This window comes from Flavobacterium sp. UBA2787, assembly GCA_002352205.1.
Lineage (GTDB): Bacteria > Bacteroidota > Bacteroidia > Flavobacteriales > Flavobacteriaceae > Flavobacterium.
On record DEHZ01000010.1, the window covers coordinates 161,479 to 182,612 of the forward strand.

Annotated in this window: 22 protein-coding genes; 10 read left to right on the forward strand and 12 right to left on the reverse strand. The window is 32.4% G+C overall.

Annotated elements, in window-relative coordinates:
• Positions 1-22: 22 nt before the first annotated feature.
• A complete protein-coding gene (locus tag B4N66_RS07360) occupies positions 23-328 on the forward strand; it encodes a hypothetical protein (RefSeq protein WP_291093586.1) in 306 nt (101 codons plus the stop codon).
• 86 nt (positions 329-414) lie between these two features.
• Positions 415-603, forward strand: coding sequence for a YgaP family membrane protein (locus B4N66_RS07365; RefSeq protein ID WP_291093587.1), 189 nt, complete (start codon positions 415-417; stop codon positions 601-603).
• Between the two features lie 46 nt (positions 604-649).
• Here the strand turns inward: B4N66_RS07365 and nudK are convergent, their stop codons facing one another.
• Positions 650-1,231: a GDP-mannose pyrophosphatase NudK gene (gene nudK, locus B4N66_RS07370; RefSeq protein ID WP_291093589.1), complete on the reverse strand. Its 582-nt coding sequence runs from the start codon at positions 1,229-1,231 to the stop codon at positions 650-652.
• 13 nt (positions 1,232-1,244) lie between these two features.
• Positions 1,245-1,721: a hypothetical protein gene (locus B4N66_RS07375; protein WP_291093591.1), complete on the reverse strand. Its 477-nt coding sequence runs from the start codon at positions 1,719-1,721 to the stop codon at positions 1,245-1,247.
• Between the two features lie 134 nt (positions 1,722-1,855).
• Here B4N66_RS07375 and B4N66_RS07380 point away from each other — a divergent pair, with 134 nt between their 5' ends.
• The 6 genes from B4N66_RS07380 (at position 1,856) to B4N66_RS07405 (ending at position 7,719) form a co-directional block, all read left to right on the forward strand.
• Positions 1,856-4,009, forward strand: coding sequence for a TonB-dependent receptor (locus B4N66_RS07380; RefSeq protein WP_291093592.1), 2,154 nt, complete (start codon positions 1,856-1,858; stop codon positions 4,007-4,009).
• A 281-nt stretch (positions 4,010-4,290) separates the two neighbouring features.
• The gene (locus B4N66_RS07385) at positions 4,291-4,914 is read left to right on the forward strand and encodes a hypothetical protein (protein WP_291093594.1); all 624 of its coding nucleotides are present in this window, start codon (positions 4,291-4,293) and stop codon (positions 4,912-4,914) included.
• 5 nt (positions 4,915-4,919) lie between these two features.
• Complete coding sequence (locus tag B4N66_RS07390; RefSeq protein ID WP_291093595.1) at positions 4,920-6,257, forward strand: 2TM domain-containing protein; 1,338 nt, start codon at positions 4,920-4,922, stop codon at positions 6,255-6,257.
• 12 nt (positions 6,258-6,269) lie between these two features.
• Positions 6,270-6,578 (forward strand): 2TM domain-containing protein, encoded by a 309-nt coding sequence (locus B4N66_RS07395; RefSeq protein ID WP_291093597.1) that lies wholly within the window; start codon positions 6,270-6,272, stop codon positions 6,576-6,578.
• Between the two features lie 7 nt (positions 6,579-6,585).
• A complete protein-coding gene (locus tag B4N66_RS07400; RefSeq protein ID WP_291093598.1) occupies positions 6,586-6,894 on the forward strand; it encodes a 2TM domain-containing protein in 309 nt (102 codons plus the stop codon).
• A gap of 69 nt (positions 6,895-6,963) precedes the next feature.
• On the forward strand, positions 6,964-7,719 hold the full coding sequence (locus B4N66_RS07405) for a LytR/AlgR family response regulator transcription factor (RefSeq protein ID WP_291093599.1): 756 nt from the start codon (positions 6,964-6,966) through the stop codon (positions 7,717-7,719).
• A gap of 49 nt (positions 7,720-7,768) precedes the next feature.
• Here the strand turns inward: B4N66_RS07405 and B4N66_RS07410 are convergent, their stop codons facing one another.
• The 3 genes from B4N66_RS07410 to B4N66_RS07420 all read right to left on the reverse strand — a co-directional run bounded on the left by B4N66_RS07410 (position 7,769) and on the right by B4N66_RS07420 (position 11,342).
• Positions 7,769-8,821, reverse strand: coding sequence for an Omp28-related outer membrane protein (locus B4N66_RS07410; protein ID WP_291093600.1), 1,053 nt, complete (start codon positions 8,819-8,821; stop codon positions 7,769-7,771).
• 4 nt (positions 8,822-8,825) lie between these two features.
• Positions 8,826-9,533 carry a T9SS type A sorting domain-containing protein gene (locus B4N66_RS07415; protein ID WP_291093602.1) on the reverse strand — a complete coding sequence of 236 codons (708 nt, stop codon included), beginning with the start codon at positions 9,531-9,533 and terminating at the stop codon, positions 8,826-8,828.
• Between the two features lie 93 nt (positions 9,534-9,626).
• Positions 9,627-11,342 (reverse strand): Omp28-related outer membrane protein, encoded by a 1,716-nt coding sequence (locus B4N66_RS07420; protein ID WP_291093603.1) that lies wholly within the window; start codon positions 11,340-11,342, stop codon positions 9,627-9,629.
• A gap of 232 nt (positions 11,343-11,574) precedes the next feature.
• Between B4N66_RS07420 and B4N66_RS07425 the strand changes: the two genes are divergently transcribed.
• Positions 11,575-12,054, forward strand: a complete 480-nt coding sequence (locus B4N66_RS07425; RefSeq protein ID WP_291093605.1) for a TlpA family protein disulfide reductase — start codon at positions 11,575-11,577, stop codon at positions 12,052-12,054.
• Between the two features lies 1 nt (position 12,055).
• Entirely contained in the window at positions 12,056-13,765 is a 1,710-nt protein-coding gene (locus tag B4N66_RS07430; RefSeq protein ID WP_291093607.1) for a DUF6029 family protein, read from the forward strand.
• Positions 13,766-13,941: 176 nt separating this feature from the next.
• Here the strand turns inward: B4N66_RS07430 and B4N66_RS07435 are convergent, their stop codons facing one another.
• The 7 genes from B4N66_RS07435 to B4N66_RS07465 form a co-directional block, all read right to left on the reverse strand.
• On the reverse strand, positions 13,942-15,705 hold the full coding sequence (locus tag B4N66_RS07435; RefSeq protein ID WP_291093608.1) for an ABC transporter ATP-binding protein: 1,764 nt from the start codon (positions 15,703-15,705) through the stop codon (positions 13,942-13,944).
• A gap of 54 nt (positions 15,706-15,759) precedes the next feature.
• On the reverse strand, positions 15,760-16,530 hold the full coding sequence (locus B4N66_RS07440) for a CDP-alcohol phosphatidyltransferase family protein (protein WP_291093610.1): 771 nt from the start codon (positions 16,528-16,530) through the stop codon (positions 15,760-15,762).
• 41 nt (positions 16,531-16,571) lie between these two features.
• Positions 16,572-17,591, reverse strand: a complete 1,020-nt coding sequence (locus B4N66_RS07445; protein WP_291093611.1) for a COX15/CtaA family protein — start codon at positions 17,589-17,591, stop codon at positions 16,572-16,574.
• Between the two features lie 72 nt (positions 17,592-17,663).
• Entirely contained in the window at positions 17,664-19,091 is a 1,428-nt protein-coding gene (locus B4N66_RS07450; protein ID WP_291094436.1) for a CCA tRNA nucleotidyltransferase, read from the reverse strand.
• A gap of 93 nt (positions 19,092-19,184) precedes the next feature.
• Entirely contained in the window at positions 19,185-19,559 is a 375-nt protein-coding gene (locus tag B4N66_RS07455) for a GxxExxY protein (protein WP_291093612.1), read from the reverse strand.
• 34 nt (positions 19,560-19,593) lie between these two features.
• The gene (locus B4N66_RS07460; RefSeq protein ID WP_291093614.1) at positions 19,594-20,163 is read right to left on the reverse strand and encodes an L-threonylcarbamoyladenylate synthase; all 570 of its coding nucleotides are present in this window, start codon (positions 20,161-20,163) and stop codon (positions 19,594-19,596) included.
• 26 nt (positions 20,164-20,189) lie between these two features.
• A complete protein-coding gene (locus B4N66_RS07465; RefSeq protein ID WP_291093616.1) occupies positions 20,190-21,083 on the reverse strand; it encodes a hypothetical protein in 894 nt (297 codons plus the stop codon).
• Positions 21,084-21,134: the final 51 nt, after the last annotated feature.

Consider the following 21,134-nt stretch of genomic DNA (forward strand, 5'->3'; position numbering starts at 1 on the left):
CTCAGCAACTCAAAAAAAAAAAATGAAACTAGTCTTAATAACCGCTGTCCATTCTTTCAAACGAGAGATACAGCATTTGCTCAAACAATCCGGTGTAAAAACCTATTCGTATCGTGATGTAACCGGATTTAAAGATTTATCCGAAGAAGCCTTGGCATCCAATTGGTTTGGAAGCGAAGTAAACGAAAACGAATCCATTGCATTTTATGCTTTCGTTCCGGTTGAAAATTTGGAAAAATTATACCGATTAATTCTGACTTTCAATCAAGAACTAGAAACCAAATCAAAAGTGCATTTAGCGACATTTAGCATCGAAAAATTTATATAAAAGGTACTTAGAAACTGAGGGACTAAGTTAAAAATAGTCCCCAACCTCAGAACCTTAGTGCCTCAGAACTTTAGAACCTTAAAAATATGAAAAACAGAATCGTACGCGGAGTGGCCGGAACATTTATTATCATCAGTTTGTTATTGGCTATTTATGTAAACCAAAATTGGTTATGGTTCACCGCATTTGTGGGAGCCAATTTGCTACAATCATCTTTAACAAAATGGTGTTTGATGGATGATATTTTAACCAAAGTTTTTAAAATTAAAGATTGATTAGTGATGAAAGTCGGGCAGCTCATCTTTTGAGTTGTCCGATTTTTTATGGTAATAATTCTTCGCTTTTTGCATGCAACAACAACATAATCGTCTTCGCATCTTTAATTTCTCCATTGTAAACCATTTTCAGAGCTTCGTTAAAATCGAGTTCTAACACTTCAATATATTCATGTTCCGAAGCCAATCCGCCTCCTTCACTCACTTTCATTTGAGGTTGATATTCAGCCGTAAAAAAGTATAAAATTTCTGTAACAGCTCCGGGAGACATATAAGCTTCAAATACTTTTTTTACATCTTGAATGCGGTAACCGGTTTCTTCTTCCGTTTCGCGTTTGATGCAATCTTCGGGATTTTTTTCGTCTAACAATCCAGCACAAACTTCAATCATCATACCACTTTCGTTTCCGTTTAAGAAAGTCGGTAATCGAAATTGACGAGTTAAAATAACAGTTTGTTTTTCTTTGTTGTATAATAAAATAGCGGCACCATTTCCGCGATCATACACTTCTCTACGTTGGATTTCGGGTTCGCCGTTTTCGGGAGTAAATTCATAAGTAACTTTGTTAAGTAAATACCAATTATCTGAAAGTAATTCGGTTTTGGTGATTTGGATTGTTGGGTTCATTAATTAAGTAATGTTAAAAGAAGGAAATAGTATGTCGTTTGCCTATTTTAAATTTTAAATCAAGGTCAGAAAGTAATGAATGTATGATTGCACCAAACAAATCTCCCGCATCTCCATTGCTCACGGGACCAGGCATCCCACAAGTCGGCGAAAAATCTAAAATACTGAAATGACTTTGATACAATCTAACTTCATTATTCACTGAACTATAAATATTATAAAATCCTGTGAATTCATCTTTAGTGTAGAAAAAGGTTTGCTTACCATAATTCAGTTTAGGTAAATTGCTTTGTAATTCATTTAATGTTGCGAAATTGTCTTGTAGTTCAGAAAAATAATTTTTTGGAAAAGGTTTGTAATTGTAATTTGTTTCCTGAAAATTAAAATTATAAAACGACTTACTGTTTTCATTCGACAAATTAGAATTGTTTTCTTGACTTAAGCCGAGAAAAGAGACAAGAAATAAAATTATGACAATTATTTTCTTCATGATATAATTGATTTTAGTAAAAATACTAAAAAACATACTAATTTACAATTCATCCTCTAATTTTCACATTTGAGTAATTTTCAATTTTTATTCAATATCGTTTGAACCAACTTTGTCTCATCAAAATCAAACCAATGAAAACTATTTTTACATTTCTACTTTTTGTTATCGGAATTCAAACGTACGCTCAAACAGAGATTTCCGGAAGAATCACTGACGAAAAAGGTATCGCCATTCCCGGTGCAAACATTTATTTAGAAGGAACGTATGACGGAGCTTCATCAGATGAAAACGGAAATTTTACATTTTCAACTTCAGAAACGGGAACTAAAATAATTGTGGTTAGTTTTCTTTCATTTGAAACATTTAAAAAGGAAATTGATGTAAACAATTTCAAAAACCAAACCATCAAACTCAGAGAAAGTGTAAATACCTTGGATGCTGTTATTGTGACTGCCGGAACGTTTGAAGCCGGAGATAAAGCTCGAGTTTCTGTCCTAAAACCTTTAGATATTGTAACTACCGCCGGTGCTGCCGGAGATATCATCGGAGCATTGAATACGTTACCGGGAACTCAAACTGTCGGAGAAAGCGGTCGCTTATTTGTTCGTGGTGGTGAAGCTGATGAAACTCAAACTTTTGTGGACGGACTTCGAGTGGCTCAACCGTATGGTGCAACGGCACAAAATTTACCTACTCGAGGGCGTTTTTCACCATTTTTGTTTAACGGAATTTCGTTTTCAACAGGAGGTTATAGTGCCGAATTTGGAGAAGCTCTTTCGAGTGTGCTGACTTTGAATACGATTGATGAACCAACACAAGAACAAACCGATATTTCGTTGATGACCGTTGGATTAGGAATCGGAAATACGCAAAAAAGGAACAATAATTCACTGACTTTTAATGCGGCTTACATCAATTTAGAACCGTATCAAAAATTGATTCCGCAAGCAGTTGATTGGAATAAACCTTATCAATCGTTAGCCGGAGAAATGGTTTATCGTTATCAATTTAAAAATGGTTTATTAAAAGTGTATGGAGCATTTGATGTGTCTCAATTTGACATTAATCAGGAAGATATCAATCAACCGGAGAAAGTTCGGTTTGATTTGCGGAATGATAATTTTTATGGAAATGCTTCGTACAAAGGAACGTTTGGCAGCAATTGGAATATTCACACCGGATTGAGTTATGGTTTGGGTGTGAATAAAATCGGAATCAATTCTGATCAAGTTGAAAATGACGAAAATGCCCTTCACCTAAAAATGAAAGTGGGAAAAAAAATCACCGAACGAATTAAAATTACAGCAGGAGCGGATTATTTTGTGACTGATTTTGATGAAAAATTTACTGAATTTCAAGGAGAAACTTTTAATGTTGGTTATCAAAACTCAATTGCTGCGGCCTATGCTGAATCAGATATTTTCTTTAGTAAAAAATTAGCGATGAAAGTAGGAGCAAGGGCTTCGCAAAACAGCTTGTTGGATGAATTCCGACTTTCGCCTAGAGCTTCTTTTGCTTACAAAGTGTCAAAAAACGGACAATTTTCATTTGCTTATGGCGATTTCGTTCAAACTCCGAGAGCAGATTATATCAAATATTCGGATGATTTTCAATCGGAAAAAGCGAGTCATTACATTTTAAATTTTCAACATAATAAAGATGGTCGTTTATTTAGAGCCGAAGCTTATTATAAAAAATATGACGATTTAGTAAAATTTGATACAGAAATTGCTCAATTTAATTCAGCTTTCAACAACGATGGTTCCGGTTTTGCTAAAGGAATCGATATATTTTGGCGAGATAATAAAACCTTTAAAAACACCGATTATTGGGTTTCGTATTCATACATCGATTCGGAACGTGATTATTTGAATTTTCCAAACCAAGTTACTCCAAGCTTTATTGCTGATCATACGTTGTCAGTGGTTACAAAACATTGGATTGAAGATTGGAAATCGCAAATCGGGTTTTCGTACACTGTTAATTCCGGTCGTCCTTACAACAATCCGAATGAAATGGAATTTATGAATGGAAAGACAAAAGCCTTTCAAAATTTGAGTTTCAACTGGGCTTATTTGCTTTCGCAACAAAAGATTTTGTATTTCTCGGTTTCCAATATCATCGGAACTGATAATGTTTTTGGCTATCAATATGCCAATTCACCTGATATGAATGGCCAATTTCAACGAAGAGCTATTGGTCAGCCAGCCGATCGCTTTTTCTTTGTTGGTTTCTTTTGGACGATTAGTGATAATAAGAAAACGAATCAATTGGAGAATCTATAGGTTCTAAGGCTCTAAGGTTCTGAGGTTCTGAGGTTCTGAGGAGCTAAGGTTTAATCACTGTTAACCCCTCAGTACCTTAGAACCTCAGCATCTCTGAACCTTTTCAAAAACAATTCATCCTCAAAAATCAACAACTCAGTCAGTCTCTTTTTTAAAATTTGATTTTATGACGGAAATTTGAATCAGTAAATCAATGACAATATCAAAATTCAATATCAAAATTCTAACAATCAAAAAATCTATAATCTAACAATCCAATAATCAAAATAAAAATTAAAATTATGACAAAAATTATCGTTACCATCGTTTTACATGTGACTTCACAATTATTCTCACAAGGTCAATTTGAACAAGGAATGGGAAAAGCATTCAGTCTTTGGGGAGAAGGAAAAAACACTGAAGCTTCAGCTATGTTTGAACGAATTGCTTCGGCTGAAAAAGACAACTGGTTGCCAAATTATTATGTTGCATTAGTGAATACAACAACTGCTTTTGCCACAAAAGACAAAGAACAAGTAAATGCCTTGCTGACAAAAGCTCAATCTGCGTTGGATGTTGAGTTGAACAAATATCCAAACAATGCAGAATTGTTAGTGATGCAAGCCATGATTCACACTGCTTGGATTGCTTTTGATCCAATGACCAACGGAATGAAATTATCCGGAAAAGTAATGGAAATCTATGCAAAAGCAGAACAAATTGAGCCAAGTAATCCGAGAGTAGTGTTTAGCAAAGCCGAGTTTGAAATGGGTTCTGCTCGATTTTTCGGAACAGATACCAAACCAATCTGTGCTCAAATTGAAAAATCTATCGAACTTTTTGCTACTTTTAAACCTCAAACAGTTTTTCATCCAAAATGGGGATTAGAAAGAGCACAAGAAGCTGCAAAAGGCTGTAAACAATAATAATTATGCAGAAGTATATCAAAGAATTTCCCAGAGCAACGTGGATTAGTATCACAGTTTTTATTGTATTAGTTTTTATCCAACTTTTAAGCGGAGGAAAAATTAATTTTAATTTTAATTTGCTTGTCAATTTTGGTTATACCATGTTATATGGATATTCTTTATACTTTTCCAATAGTTTTGTTTTCAGTAAGTTAGATTATATATTTAAAGATGATCGCTTTAATCGAAAAAGAATAATCATAGGAGGAATAGCTTCATTTGTTGTCTCAATGTTTGTTATTTTTTTAATGCGAATTTTTGAAGATGTAATCATTGAAAAGAAATCGCTAAGCGAATTTTTATCAACCGAAAAACCATCCAATTATATCGTGGCGATGGTGATCACGCTCATTATAACATTAGGAATTCATGCTTTCTATTTTTACAAAGCGTATCAGGAAAACAAAGTAAAAGAACAAAAAGTTATTGCAGGGACAGCTTCGGCACAGTTTGAAAGTTTAAAAAATCAAATCGACCCGCATTTTTTGTTTAATAGTTTAAATGTATTGAGTTCTTTAATTGAAGAAAACCCGGAAAGTGCTCAAAAGTTCACTACTTCTTTATCCAAAATTTACCGTTATGTTTTGGAGCAAAAAGATAAAGAATTGGTATCTGTTCAGGAAGAATTAAACTTCGCTAAAACGTATATGAACTTGTTGAAAATGCGATTCGAAAACAGTATTACATTTGAGTTGCCAGAGAATTTTAATAATGAAGAAGCCAAAGTTGTTCCATTGTCACTTCAATTACTTTTAGAAAATTGTATTAAACATAATGTGGTGAGTGAAAGTAAACCATTGCATATCAAAATTTACATTGAAAATAACCTACTCGTTGTTGAAAATAATTTACAAAAAAAAGAAGTTTTGTCAGATAGAAAAGGAGTTGGATTGCAAAATATAGTGAATCGCTATGCCATTTTAACCAAACGAAATGTAGTGGTTGAGGAAAGTGAAAATACATTCAAAATCTTATTACCTATTTTAACTAAACAAATTACAGAGATGAACTTTCAAACAAATTATAGTGAAAATATAGCTTTTGCAAGAGCAAAAGAACGCGTTGAAAAATTAAAAGGTTTTTATGCCAATTTGATTTCTTATTGTGTTGTGATACCGGTGTTGATTATCGTCAATATAAGTACTTCAAATTTTCAATGGTTTTGGTTTCCCATGTTGGGATGGGGGATGGGTATTATTTTTCATGCCATGGAAACCTTTGGTTATGGAAAATCATGGGAAGACAAAAAAATTCAGGAAATTATGAATAAAGATAAAAAACAAGATAGTAACTGGAACTAAAAATAATTTGTCATGGAAAAAAAGAATGATTACGAACGATATAAAAAAGCAAGTGAAAAAGTACAAGAAATAAAAGGGTTTTACAGCCATTTGATTGCCTATTTGTTGGTTATTCCACTTTTTGTGGTTATCAATTTTAAATTTACTCCTGGTCATTATTGGTTTTTTTACCCAATGATAGGGTGGGGAATAGGAGTCTTTTTTCATGCCTTGGGTGTGTTTGATACAGGTTCCTTTTTTGGGAAAGGTTGGGAGGAAAAAAAACTAAAACAGTTTATAAAAGAAGAAGAGGAGAAATTAAAAAACAATCAATTTAAATAATAGTACGATGAACACGCAAGAAGAAATTAAATACGAACAAGCTCGAAAAAGAGTGCAAAAAATAAAAGGTTTTTATACACATGCAATTGTCTATGTTGTTGTAAATGTTATGATTGTAGCGGTAAATATTCAAAATTTATCACCCGGAGAATCCTATTTTCATTACAAAAACTTCTTTACAGCATTCTTTTGGGGAATTGGATTATTGGCACACGGATTATCAGTTTTCATTCCGCAATGGTTTTTAGGTAATGATTGGGAGGAACGAAAAATAAAAGAAATTATGGAAAAGGATAAAAATAATAAGTGGGAGTAGTTTTAGTAAGCAGCTTTCAGTATCTGTTCACAAGAATAGCCTATTACCAATAACCAATTACCTTAAAAAATGAGAATCATCATCATCGAAGACGAAAAACCCGCTGCCCGATTATTGCAACGCAAAGTTGAGAAATTAGGATTGCAAGTAGAAACAATGCTTCATTCTGTGGAAGAATCATTGCAATGGTTTAATTCGAATCAACATCCGGATTTGATATTTTTAGATATTCAATTGTCTGACGGATTATCTTTTGAAATCTTCGAAAAAATTGAGATTAAAAGTGCTGTCATTTTTACCACTGCTTTTGATGAATATGCGTTGCGAGCTTTCAAATTAAACAGTATTGATTATTTACTAAAACCCATTGACGAAGAGGAATTGGAAATAGCAATTTCAAAATTCAAAAATCAATTTCAAAAAAGCAGTATATCTTCTTTAGATTTTGAAGCCATTAAACGAATGTTGGTTAATCCAACTGAAAAGACATACAAACAACGTTTTACCATCAAAATTGGCGAACATCTCAAAATGATCTCTATTGATGAAGTGGAATGTTTTTTCAGTGAAAATAAAGGAACTTATCTTCACACTATTGACAATCGTGATTATTTGTTAGATATAACATTAGAACAATTAGAAACCGAATTAAATCCGAAAAATTTTTTCAGAGTCAGCCGAAAATTCATTATCCCATTAAAAACAATTAAAGATATTGTGGTTTACAGTAATTCGCGTTTAAAAGTGATTTTGCCAACTTATAAAGCCGATGAGGTAATTGTGAGTCGTGAACGAGTAAGTGATTTTAAAGAGTGGTTAGGGTAAAAAAAAGACTGCCAAAAAATGACAGTCTTTTTAAATATAGAATTGGTTTTTATAATTCTTCAAAATCTTGTGTAACTCCAGCACTTGCTTTTCTAACATTAATTGTTTTATTGTTTTCATCAGTTATGAAAGCAACAAATTCAATATTATTCAAGTTTGAAATGTTAGATGGAACCGGAACCGAAAAAGATTTAGTATAAGTTTGTCCAACCGTTGTATTACTATTTGCAATTGCTTCACCCATCAGCGGGGTTAAGCATGCTTTTAAGACATGATCGTGCAGGAAGTTAGAAATTGTTCCTGGACCAGTATAAAAATTTGTATAATTTACTTGGTCATAAATCAATCCATTTTCTAAAACATAAACTACTAATTTCAAATTAGAAAAGTCTTTGCTAAATTTAACTTTAGTATCTAAATTTAAAGTGCTTCCAACAATTGAAACATCCATAGCTAAACCTAGCTTAGGATTTTCACCTTGCGTTAAATTAATAACTTGAGTAATGTTGTTTTGCTCCAAAGGTTGCCAACGTGTCATTCTGTTTAATAAAGCTTTTGGATAACCAGACATGTTTATAACTGCCTCTAATTCAGAAGTATCAAAATTATAAGGATCATAATTAGCATCTGCAGGATTAGAACTTGATCGATGTATGCCAACTGTCACAATTTTATCTGTTTGAGCACGAGCTAATTCAACGGCATGATTTACTCTCGGGCAGTTACCACACCACGTTCCGGTATAATCTTCAATCAAAACGCGTTTAACAAAATTCGTTTCAGAACCATCATGAAAGCGAACGACTATTGATTCAGACTCAACACCTAAGTATTCTGCTTTGATGGTTAAATCACCAGTTTCAGAACCCGTGTAAGTATTTCCATCTATTTGATTATCGTTAATGAAAATAGTTGCTTCATCTGTGATATCAGCACCGTCATTAGTATTAACTGAAAAAGTAATGGTCTCCCCAATCACCTTAACTGAACTATCTGCCGTTAAACTAATGGATTCAACAGGATCTAAAATAGTATAATCGGTGCTACATGAAAGGCAACAGAAAAAAGCAATGACGATTCCTATTAAACCAAATTTATTCATTTATTTAGTTTTTTATTAATTTAACTGAGGAAGTTTTTCCTTCAATTGTTGAAAAATTTGCAACATAAATAGCTGAACTCAATTCAGATAAACTTAGATTTTGAGCACCTTCTGAGAATTTAATCTCTTTTATTAGTTGACCATTCAAGTTAAAAATAGAAAGATTTCCGCTTTGAGTTGAATTGAATTTAAAATCACTTTTTATTGAAGTGTTTTCAATATTAATTCCCATGGAAGATAAATTTTCAAAAGAATTTACGCCCAAAAATGGATCAAAACGATATACGAAATTAATCGCATCGTTTTCAAAACCAATTGGGTAAACAGAAAAATGTAATTCCATTACCTGTCCATTACCGGCATTAAAATTCACGAAATGGTCTCCTTGTGAAGGATTACTTTGACCTGGTGTTAAAGGGTTTTCATATTCAGGATAGACTCCGTTTACTGCTACGCTATCATAACAAGATCCTCCATAGCACAATTCAAATTGAGCTCCGGTTGTGTTAATTAGATTAGTACATTTTATTTTAATGTCAAGATCTTGATTACTTGTGTTTTGAACTCTAAAATTTAGGTAATTTTCTCCTGGCCCGTAAGTCAAAACCATTCCGTTTGTAATAGGTGTTCCATCTGATTTTCTAAATACAAATTGAGAAAATGCATTCAGAAATACCATTGAAAATAAAATTGATAAGGTAATTTTTTTCATTTTTGAAGTTTTAGTAGTTTACAAATCTAATAAAAAAAATAGATTTTGAGGAATAAGGGTGTTAAATCATTAATTTAACACCCTTTGTTTAATTTATTTTACAACAATTTTATCCGTTTTAGAAAAATTATCTCCTGAAAAATTAATCAGGTATAATCCTTTTGAAAGTGAACTTAAATTTATAGTTGATTCGCCTGATTCATATGAACCTGATAAAACTTGTTTCCCGCTTAAATCGGTTAGAGTAATTGTAGCTGATTCTGGTAAAGAGATGTTAACCAATCCATTTGTTGGATTAGGATAAAATTTGATTAAGGAAGCATTGAAATCATCAACACTCAAATTAGTGTTTACTCCAAATTTTCTAATATCTGTACTTGTAAAAGTACCTCCACTCATTCCCGGTATTAAAACGTTATTTGCCAGTATTTGATATCCACCCAAACCATAAGTTGGACTACTCATACCGTCACCATAAGAGTCATTAATTGTGAAAGTATAACAATCGTTTGGTAAAGTTAAATTAACATCTGCTTGAGGATAAATACCATTAGTAGCACCATCAACATAAGGACCACCTTGAGAAACAATATTTCCTGCTGCATTTTTCAAATTCCATGTTGTTTCACTTCCATATCGATCTGTTGTGATTTTGATTGTAATGTTTGTCTGATCTGTTTCAACAGCTTTGTTAAAGTTTGTACTACCGTTATTATCTGCATTATTGTCATCACTAGGAATGCTTACATTAAGTGTGTTTGTTGGGTTTAATGTAAAATCATAATTAGGTAATTGAACAATTGTACTAGTTAATGGAGCTAGATTTCCGGTCCAATTATATACCGAATTTTCACCAGAATTAATACTATATTCTATAGGTAGACTAGTTAATGCAGTTTGACTCATGTTTTGAATCGTCACTTTTGGACTAATTGAGGTAACACATTGCGTGCTAATTCCTTCTATGCTTTTAAGTTTTACATCATTTGTTGCCAAACCAGTAAAAGTTGGTTTTGCTCCATTTCCACTGATGATTTTTTGTTGTGTTTCAGTTACAAATGCTACAAATTCCATTTCTCCGATTTCTGCAGGAATATTATTGTAGGCTGCAGGGATAGTATAATTGAAAGTTTGTGAATAAAATGAACCGCTTGTGGTTGTTGTTATATCTGTACCCCATTGTCCCGTTAACATGTGAACCAAACGATGTTGGTGATTGTAATTATTACCCATATTACCTCCTGTTTGAGGTCCTAAAGTGTTATTTTGTAAAAGAGCTATGTTTAATTTATTTGTGCTTACGGGGCTATTTCCAGTATAGTAAACTTCAACAGTTACTGTTAATTGTCTGGTTTGTGCATCGATAACTCCTTGCACGCCAACATTTACATAGGAACTTTGTCCTAGGGTTTGATTTGAAGCATTTGCCCAACTTCCTCTGTTCATAGCGGTTCCTCCATTTTGATTTTGAGAAAGTCCTGTAAAAACTGATCGGTTTACAGTTCCTGCCGGATAACCAGCTATTCCTGCTTGATTTGCAATAGCATTACCAAAACTTGTTCTGAAATCCGGTTGTCCAGCTCCAGGGGTTGCAAATGATCCTTGATGAATATTAATCAAAAATACATTGTTTGGGTTTGCATTTTTAATATTGTTTGCAATAACATGCCCTTGTGGACAATAAACGCAATTGACACCCGTAAATTCTTCTAAAATAACTTTTTTGTTTTCTGGTGTGGTACTAACAAAAGTTTGGCTATTTGCATAACCAAATGTCAGCAGAATTGCTGTAAGTAGTGTTTTTTTCATAGTTTAGTGGTTTGTTAATTAAAATTGTTAGTGGTTTGTTAATTAATAGTTTAGCTAAAGTTTAATAATTCCCAAAAATATACTTTTTTTCAAAATAATTCACATTTCATTAATTTTTTTTAAACATTTTTTTAACTATTAAACTTAAATTGAAAGTATTTTTTTAATATTGTCCTAAATTCATAAAACAAACAAATAATAACTCAACTACTTTTCACAAACCACAAAAACAATGAAAACTACTTTTATTACATTACTTTTTATTTTAAGTTTAAGCCTTCACGCACAAAAACAAATGCCAAATGTTGTTTTAAAGTCAAATGACAACAAATCATTTAATGTGAAAAATGACTTTAATGAAAAAGATAAATTGTATGTCTTTACTTTTTGGGCAACTTGGTGTGCACCTTGCCTTAATGAATTAGATGCTATCAAAGAAAATTATTCCGAATGGACAAAAGAACTGAATATGGAAGTTGTTGCTGTTTCTATTGATGATACGCGTACTCAAAAACGTGTAAAACCTTTATTAAATGGTAAAAATTGGCCTTATACAGTTTTGCTTGATACTAACCAAGACTTAAAAAGAGCTTTATCCATTGCAAATGTCCCATATACTGTTGTTGTAAAAAACCAAAAGATAGTTTATGTACATAATGGATACAGTCAAGGTGCAGAGAAAGAGTTGTTTAACAAATTGAAACAACTTTAAAATGCGATTTCAAAGTTTATTATTAACTGCTTTTTTAAGCTGTTCCTTTTTTGCAATTGCTCAAGTTGATTCAACCGAAGTTAAAAAAGATTACGGCAGAATTTTTGGTGGATTCGAATCCAATTCACAGTGGTATTTGAATGACAAAGGTCGTGGAATTATTCAGCCGGAAGATCCAATTCGTTCAAACAATTATTTATTTTTAAATTATCAAATTAAGGGATGGACGGCCGGAGTGCAAGTAGAAGCGTATGAAAAAAATGCTCTCTTGAATTATAATCCTGAGTTCGAAGGTACAGATGTTGCTACCTATTTCATCAATTATAAAACCGATAAATTTGATGTTACAGCCGGTTATTTCTACGAACAATTTGGTAACGGAATGCTTCTTCGTGCTTGGGAAGACAGAGCATTAGGTATTAATACGGCTCTACGTGGCGGAAGAATTATTTATCGACCTTCTGATAATGTTCGACTTACTGCTTTGTACGGGCAGCAAAGAACAGGTTTTCATGTTTCTGACGGAAAAATTTTCGGTTTTGATTCCGATTTTCAACTATCACAATTATTAAAATTAGATAAATCTGATTTGTCGTTTGGAATGAGTTACGTTGGTCGTCATGAGGATATTGACCCATCCATTGAAAATCCTAAATTTGATGAAATTACACATGGAATTTCAGGAAGAGTGAATTATAGTTATAATGCTTTTTATTCTAATTTTGAATACAATTACAAATCCAAAGATGCTGTTTTAAACCGAATCAGTAACACATTGGATGAAAATTTAATTAAAGATGGTAATGCTGTAAGTTTAAATTTAGGTTATTCTAAGCAAGGTTTAGGAATTGATGCTACTTTGCGAAGAACAGAAAATATGACTTTTTTATCAGAACGAGTTCCAACCGTTTCAGGAGATAACACAAGTTTGAATTTTAATGATAAGGTATTGAATTTCACTCCTGCTTTAACTAAACAACACCATTCTAATTTGGCTAATATTTATGTTTATCAAGCTCAAGCAGGTTTTGATTTTAAAGATCCACGAATTTTGAAAGTAGGTGAAACAGGAGGTCAAATCGATTTGTTTTATGAATTTGCCAAAGACACCAAATTTGGTGGAAGATATGGAACTAAAGTCGCTTTAAATATGGCATCATGGTATAATTTACCGGGGCAATACCGACTTATTCCAGCTGAATATGAAACAAACTTTTTTGGAGTGGGAACCAAATATTTTTCTGATTATAATTTAGAAGTTAAAAAACAATTGTCTGAAAATTGGCGAACCGGATTCTACTACATCAATCAATACTATAATAAACCTTGGGTAGAAGACGGAAGTTCAGATGTTCGCACGAATATCGTTACAGCAGAAGCCGTTTATAATTTTCAACCTAACAAATCCATCCGTTTTGAAGCAGAACATTTGTGGGCCGATGCCGATTTCAAGAATTGGGCTGGTGGAACCGTTGAACTTAACTTAAATGATAAATATTCTTTTTATGTTTGGGATATTATCAATTACGGTAATGATGATACGTCCAAACAAAAACACTACTATAATTTTGGTGGAGCCTACCGAATTAATTCAACACGAATCGCCATGAATTATGGTCGTCAACGTGGTGGTTTAGTATGTGTTGGAGGTGTTTGTCGTTTTGTTCCGGAAAGTACAGGTTTTTCACTTTCGATAAATACAGCATTTTAAGAAATAGAAAATAGAAATCATTAATCAACCACAAATTCACGAATTTAAAATTTGAGAATTTGTGGTTTTTTATTGGTTTGGAAATAGTTTAAAATTCTGAACTTTAGTTTTGCCAAGAATTTCACAAATATCCACAAATTAATTCGTGCAATTAGTGAAATTTGTGGCAAAAATGATTAATCCTCAACCACCTCAAAAACTTTTCGTTCTCCAATTTGTTGACGCCACATCGCAAAATATAATCCTTTTTTAGCCACTAATTCTTCGTGGTTACCTTCTTCAACAATTTTTCCTCGTTCTAAAACATAGATAGTATCAGCGTGCATTATTGTTGATAATCGATGTGCAATCAAAATGGTCATTTGTTGTTTATTGGCCGAAATTTCTTTAACGGTTTCCGTGATTTGTTCTTCGGTCAACGAATCTAAAGCAGAAGTGGCTTCATCAAAAATTAATAAACGTGGTTTTCTGAGTAAAGCTCTGGCAATTGACAAACGTTGTTTTTCGCCACCGGAAAGTTTTTTACCGTTTTCGCCTAAAATAGTATCTAACCCTTTTTCTGAATTTTGTAGAATTGAAATCGCCGATGCTTTTTGGATGGCTTCTAACATTTCTTCTTCGGTAGCTTCGGGTTTTACGAACAATAAGTTTTCACGAATGGTTCCCGAAAAAAGTTGAGTGTCTTGCGTTACAAATCCCAATTGTCGACGAATTCTGTTGTATCGCAATTCTTTTATCGAAATGGAATCATACAAAATATCACCTTCAATCGGTCGATATAATCCAACCAATAATTTCACTAAAGTCGATTTTCCTGAACCGGACGGACCCACGAATGCAATTGTATCACCTAATTTTGCTTTAAATGAAATATTTTGAATAGCATTGTAATTTGCGTTTTTATGTCGGAAAACAACATCTTTAAAATACAATTCTCCAATCGGACCAATATCTACAGGTTCTTCGGGACTGAATTCGGGTTGTTTTTGCATCAATTCATTAAACAATTGCAAGGCAGTTTCAGCTTCGCGATATGACAAAATAATGCTTCCTAAATCTTGCAACGGACCAATAATTCCCGTGGAAATAAATTGCATCGAAATTAATTCTCCCGGCGTTAAAACATCTTTAAAAATCAACCATAACAAAATGAATAAAATAGATTGTTTCAAAAGTGTCAAAATGCTTCCTTGCAAAAAAGTAAGCACTCGCATTTTCTTGACTTTAGCCATTTCCAAATCATAAATTTCTTGCGTATGAACTTTCAATCGTCGAATTTCAGGATAAGTGAGTCCTAAACTTTTAACCAATTCGATGTTGCGTAAACTTTCTGTAATCGTACCACTCATTTGACGATTTTGTCGAATTAATGAACGTTGTAAAGTTTTGATGGAACGACTTAAAACACTCGTTAATCCGCCAAGCAACACAATTCCGATTAAGAAAACAGGAATTAAAGCCCAATGTTTTGTGATAGCGTACCAAAGTAGAAATCCAATTCCAACCGCAGAGGAAAATAAAATATTGATAAAAGAAGAAATGAATCGCTCTGTATCCGAACGAACTTTTTGTAAAATTGATAAAATCTCTCCGCTACTTTGATCTTCAAATTCTTGAAAAGGTAAACGCAAAGTTTGTCGAAGTCCGTCGTTAAAAATCTGCATACCAAATTTTTGAACTACTAAACGAATAAAATAATCTTTGAAGGATAAAATCAGTTTCGAAGCCAATGCAATTCCGATGGCAAGAAAAAGTAATTTTGTAGCACCGTTAACTCTTTCTTCATTGGTTTTATCTCCGGGATTCAGAGCATAATCATCAATAATTTGACCAAAAATAATTGGGTCGTACAAGGCTAAAATTTGTGCAACTGCGGCTAAAAATAGGGCAAGAAAAACCCATTTGCTGTATGGTTTTAAATATTTCCAAAGTAAATTCATTGTGATAATTTTGGCTTAATTATCAAATATAACTAAAAATAAGCTTGAAGTAATTTAAGAAATGAATGTTTTCCTAATTGCAATTAAAACAAATAGTAAAACAGAATAAATTACAAAAAACGGCACAATCCATTCTATCCAGCCCAATGGAAGCATAATGGCAATAATTAACAATTGAAAGCCTAATCCATAAGCAGAAAGTAACGTCATAAACCAATTTGGAAAGGTTTTGACTTTGTATGCATCCGAATCTAAAAAGTGAATTATTTTATCAAATCTTCCATAAACAACAGTGTAAATTTTGAAGAGAATATTCACAGTTTGCTGACTTTCACCCGACAATGCTTTTGGCGTTTTATATTCAAAAATTTTACTGGTTGAATCGCCTCCAACTGATTTGTTTCGTAAGATTACATAGTAATAATTGTATAAAGTTCCTTGTAATTGAATGGCAAGAAATGCTACGATAGTAAACCATAAAGAGGTGGAAGAAACATAACAAATAGTCATTAAAAATCCGAAGTTTAAGAAAATATCAAAAATACTATCTAAATATCTTCCGGAGTAGGATGGCGTTTTTTTCAACCGAGCCAATTCACCATCGGCGGCATCAATAATGGACTTCAAAATGATAAAAAAAGCAGCCCAAACATAGTGATTGTAGAGGATGCAATACATCGCAAGTAATCCGCTGATTCCAAAAAGGAGCGTCACATGAATAGGTGTAAAGCGAGTATTTTTTAATTGTAAAGCAAAAATTCTTCCGAATCTTCTTCCATAATCTGATAAATCTAAAAATTTATCCTCGACTGCGAGTTTAGACATTTAATGTATTCTAACGAAACTGCGACAATATAGTCTGAAAGTTATTTACTAAAACGATGTAAAGTAAACGTCATGGCACTCAGCAATAAAAAAGCCATCAATTGATGAGCCAATCCCAGCCAAAGCGGAACATGAAATAAAAGGGTAAAAATACCCAAAATAAATTGAATAAATACAAACAAAACCAATGTTTTAACTGATTTTGATTGAATTGTTGAAAGAGAATATTTTTTACTTCTAACAAATAATAATATCATCAAACCAACCACAACATAAGCCAATGTTCGATGAACAAATTGCACGCCGCTTTTTCCTTCGGTTAAGTTTTGTAAAAGAGTGGGCTGTTCAATCCAAACCGTTTCATGAATCAATTTTCCTTCACTCATCAATGGCCAATAATTGTGAATTAAGCCGGCGTTTAAACCTGCTACAAATCCACCATAAATAATTTGAATGACCAAAACAATCATTGCAATTCGGGCTAGTTTTCGTAAAGGTAAAATCACTTCAATTTTGTTGGGATAGATTAAATCTAAAGCGACCCACAAAGTGTATGCAAAAGTGATGAAGGCAAAAGTTAGGTGTAATGCCAATCGATAATGACTCACATCAGGATTATCAATCAGTCCGCTTTTCACCATAAACCAACCTAAAAATCCTTGAAACCCTCCCATAAAAAGCAAAATAATACATTTTTTGATGGTAGAAGCGTCTAACTTTTTCTTTATTAAAAAATAAACAAACGGAATGATAAACACAATTCCGATGATTCTTCCGATAAAGCGGTGAAACCATTCCCAGAAATAGATAAATTTGTAATCATCCAATGTAAAATCATTGTGGATATTGATTTTCTGGTATTCGGGAAATTTTTTATATTCTTCGAAAGCTTCATTCCAAGCTTGTTGGGAAGTAGGAGGGAAAGTATCCGTAACCAAATGCCAATCGGTCATAGAAAGTCCGGAATTGGTTAGGCGAGTGATTCCACCAACCATCACCATAATAAACAATAACACACAGCCGGAAAGAAGCCAAATTATAACGGGTTTGTTTGTTTTCATATTTACTGAACTTAATGCAAAAATACATCACTTTTATTTATTGGTTTTAATAAACAAAAGTTAATCTTATCGTTAATTTTTGTGCGTTTGCAATCCTATTTTTTCAGCTTTTTTCAACATATAAGCATAAGCAGCATCATATTCATTAGGGATTTCGCCTTCTAAAATTGCTTCTTTAATTGCTTCTTTTAAAATACCAATTTCACGAGATGGTTTTAAATTGAAAATTTCCATAATCTCTTCGCCGGAAATAGGCGGTTGAAAATTTCGTACGTGATCGCGTTCTTCCACTTCAACAATTTTCTGACGAACGACCTTAAAATTATTATGGTATTTTTTAAATTTATTTGGGTTTTTGGTCGTGATATCCGCTTCGCACAAAATCATTAAATCTTCAATGTCTTCGCCGGCATCAAACAACAAACGTCGAACAGCAGAATCGGTTACAATATCTTGCGAAAGTACAATCGGCCTCGAACTCAACATTACCAATTTGGAAACAAATTTCATTTTATGATTTTGAGGCATGTGTAATCTTTCAAAGATTTTTTTGACCATTTTTCCACCTAAAAATTCATGTCCGTGAAATGTCCAACCTTGTTTTTTGTTGAATTTTTTGGTGGGAGCTTTTCCAATGTCGTGAAGCAAAGCCGCCCAACGCAACCAAACATCATCGGTATTTGGACAAATATTATCTACGACTTCTAATGTGTGATAAAAGTTGTTTTTGTGGGTGTGACCTTCAATTTCTTCCACTTGATTTAAAGCGGTCAATTCCGGTAAAATCAAATCCAACAAACCGGTTTCATACAATAAAATAAACCCGATGGAAGGTTTTTCTGTGGATAAAATTTTGTTCAATTCATCTACAATTCGCTCACCGGAAATGATATTGATTCGCTCACAGTTTTTAGAAATTGAGGCTAATGATTTTTCTTCAATCGTAAAATTCAATTGCGAGGCAAAACGAATCGCTCGCATCATTCGCAATGGATCATCCGAAAAGGTAATATCGGCATCCAAAGGTGTTCTGATGATTTTATTTTCCAAATCCTCCAAACCATTAAAAGGATCAATTAAATCGCCATAATTTTTTTCATTCAACGAAAAAGCTAAGGCATTGATGGTAAAATCACGTCGGTTTTGATCGTCTTTCAACGTTCCGTTTTCTACAACCGGATTTCTACTTTCAAAATGATAACTCTCTTTTCGAGCACCAACAAACTCAATGTCAATTTCTTGGAATCGCAGCATCGCAGTTCCATAAGTCTTAAAAACTTGCACTTTTGGTTTGTTAGGAAGAAGTTCTGAAACTTTAAGAGCCAATTCAATTCCGCTACCAACGGCTACAATATCGATGTCTTTTTTAAAATCTCGTTCTAACAAAAAATCACGTACAAAACCACCAATAACGTAGCTTTCTACACCAAGCTCTTGTGCTGCTTGCGAGATGATTTTGAAGATTGGTTTTTTTAATGCTTTATTATAATTTACAACCACTTTTTTGTTTTTTTGCCACGAATTCACAAATAATAACTTAGAATTAACTGTAGCAATTTTAATCGAATAAAAATTTTTTTTCACAAATTCTATCTAAAGAATAATTCTTTTGTATTCTAATGAATCTTTGTTGAAATTTACCAAGATTGCTATTTTATTATTTGAAACTTTTAAATAATTTATGCATTGAGCTATATGCTCGTCATTTAAAGATTTACATGATTTTATTTCTAAAATTATTTTATCCAATACGACAAAATCAGCGTAAAATTTGTGTTTTAAAATAGTATTCTTATAATTGACTGAATACTCTTTCTCTCTTTCAAATTGAATTAATGAATTTTTAAATTCATATTCGAGTGCATCTTTGTATACGATTTCAGAAAATCCTTTACCTAAATTATTATGTACTTCAAATAAAATGCCTACTAATTTATAGCTTTCCGTTTTGTATAAAATATCTGTCATTAAAATTTAATTCGTGAATTTGTGGCTTTTAACTTTATTTCCGAATAATCTGAACTTTACTATCCAACGTCAATTTGATAATCGTGGATGGCTTATCGCAAATTTTTTCGCGGTGCAAATTTACAACATAGTCTACACCTTTAATAATTTCGGGACTGATTTCTTTGAATGATTTTGGAGTGGGTTGACCGGAAATGTTTGCAGAAGTAGAAACCAAAGGTTTTTTCATGCGTTCCATCAATTTAAAACAAAATGGTTCTTTCACTAAACGAACGGCTAAAGATTGGTCTTCTGCAATGATATTTGGTGCCACATTTTTGGGTTTATCCAAAATTAATGTGGTGGGTTTCTCAGATAAATCAAGAATTTGCCAAGCTACTTCCGGAATGTCTTTGAAAACATTGTACATCATCTTTTCGCCATTCATCAACACAATCATGCTTTTAGATTCTTCTCTTTTTTTGAGTTCGTATATTTTTTTAACAGCTTCAGGATTTGTCGCATCACAGCCAATTCCCCAAACGGTATCGGTCGGGTAGAGGATGATGCCTCCGTTTTGGATGACTTCGAAGGCGTTGAGGATTTCGTTATTTATATCATTCATTTAATGGCATTTTAAAATTATTTTTTTCATTTTTTGATGTTAGAGAGAATTACATTTTCTACCCAACCGGCAATTGTATATTTATTAAACACCTCATTAGGTACTTCCACGTAATCATTTTTAAAAAAAGAACTTGGAATTTCAGGATTTTTTTCATCAATAATTAATATATTTTTTTCATCATAAAAATCATAATTAATGATATCGGAATTTGTGGTAATTAATTTTTTATTAGTTCCCAAACTTTCAAAAACCCTGAATGTTAATCCATTTTGTTTAGGTCTGTTTATATCTAACAATGCTCGAGATTTGTCAATTAATTGATAAACTTCATTTAAACTTAGTTTATTGGTGATGACTTCAATTCCATAGTCATTTGTTTCATTCTTTTTATCATGAATTAGTATTTTAGATTTAATACCATTTTGGAGAAGATTTTTAGCAATCCTTAAAATTATTGGATATCTTCTGTCTTTTGAGCTAATATTAAACACATCATAACTATGATCATGAATTTCATTTTTGTTTGATTGTTTGTAAATCCAATTTGTAGCAAATTTTAAATTAAAATTTTTACAATCGTTTTTCTCAAAAGAATAAACTTCATCAAAACAATTTAGAACATTTTTTATTTTTGGGCATTTTGCATAACTATCATTAAAAAATCCTACTGAAACATTAGTATATTTCTTAATTTCCTCAAGGTATTTAGGGTCAATAAAGTCACCTTTGATAGTAAGAACAATATCTTGATTTGGGATTAATTCTGCAATAATTTTTTTTCCGTAAAATATTCTTTTTAAATCTTTTTTAGCTATTATCTTTAAAAAAAAATTATATACTTTAAAAAAAACATTCGGATACTTATATTTAAATTTACTAAAGTCAATGTGCTTTACTTCGTGATTATTTTGTTTCAAATAGTCAACTAAGTAATCGTTAAAACCCCAATTATCATAACTAATTATTGT